Origin of the sequence: Oceanobacter sp. 1_MG-2023 (genome assembly GCF_030689025.1) — a bacterium.
Taxonomy (GTDB): Bacteria; Pseudomonadota; Gammaproteobacteria; order Pseudomonadales; family Oceanobacteraceae; genus Oceanobacter.
Genome location: NZ_JAUYWA010000067.1, coordinates 1 through 1172 on the forward strand (window position 1 = coordinate 1; position 1172 = coordinate 1172).

The window sequence follows — 1172 nt, forward strand, 5'->3', positions numbered from 1 at the left end:
GCTGGTCATCAGACACCTCGTTTATGGTGGCGATATTACCACCTACGTTGGTGTCCGGAATCATTGAACCACTACAGACAGATCCAGCTTTTCAGCCTCTTTATAAAAAACAGGGGTAATGCAGAGCGTGCTCAAATGCCCCCGGCTGTAACTGATCCAGGTAATTAATGACCATCGACGTTTGATTGTAGTCGTAGTGCTTGAATCGGGCCATCACCGCCTCCTGCGTTTCAAACGCCCGATCAGACCATCGTTCGGGAGGTTTTTCTACAGCCTGAACGCCTCGTTAAGAGGCAAAAAATTGTTGGCTAAAATTAGTGACGAAGGAGCAAAAGCCAACGGTTTTTTGTCCTGCTTAATTGACTTGTTAGTTGCTTTTATACACATGTGATCTATGAGCAACTTTTACTACATTAACAACAAGTACATCATCTTTTATTTCATACACTATTCGATATAAACCTTGGCGAACTCGATAATTTTCTTGCCCTGAAAGTTTAATACAACCTTCACCACGGGGGTCTACAGCTAATGTATCTATTTTACTTAGGATCTTTTTTATATCGTTTTTAGGTATAACTCGTAAATCTTTAGCCACTGACTTTTTAAACGTTATTCTATATTTTTCCATGTGACTTCAAATCATTTAATAAATCTTCATATGAAATATCAGGCTCATTGGCTCTTGCTGATACAGCGGCTAAATCTTCTTGATCTTCACGCATTAATAAACGAACAGCTTCATCTATTAACTCAGAAATTGATAAATTAGCTGAAGCAGCACGCACTTTTAGTGCTTGATGTATCTCCGGCTCAAAGTAAACGGTAGAACGTTTTGATAGGTTACTCATGATTATGTCTCCATTAATTCGACAAGAACATCATAGCACTATGACACCATAACGTCACGACACCACAAGAAGCAACTAACGAGACTGTAGAAAAATCTCAGCCTCAAAATTGATCATTTTTTGTACTAAAAATGGCGCTTCTACGTGAATTCTAGAGCGGTTTTCATTAGCGAATACGCTTAAATCAACGTAGCACCGCGATAAATTCTCAACAACCAGAACCTGTTAGGTTAGTAGGTCACCCCTATAGTTTACCCTCTACAGGGAGTGACACATCATGTCTGATAAATACGAAATCGACATTCAGGCCTTCGCTAAGGC

Annotated in this window: 2 protein-coding genes; both read right to left on the reverse strand. The window is 39.8% G+C overall.

All coding sequences use genetic code 11. The features are described from left to right. Positions 1-367: 367 nt before the first annotated feature. On the reverse strand, positions 368-631 hold the full coding sequence (locus tag Q8W22_RS16640) for a type II toxin-antitoxin system RelE/ParE family toxin (RefSeq protein WP_305413866.1): 264 nt from the start codon (positions 629-631) through the stop codon (positions 368-370). After that, complete coding sequence (locus tag Q8W22_RS16645; RefSeq protein WP_305453126.1) at positions 618-851, reverse strand: ribbon-helix-helix domain-containing protein; 234 nt, start codon at positions 849-851, stop codon at positions 618-620. The genes Q8W22_RS16640 and Q8W22_RS16645 overlap by 14 nt, the downstream gene beginning before the upstream one ends. Between the last annotated feature and the right edge of the window lie 321 nt (positions 852-1172).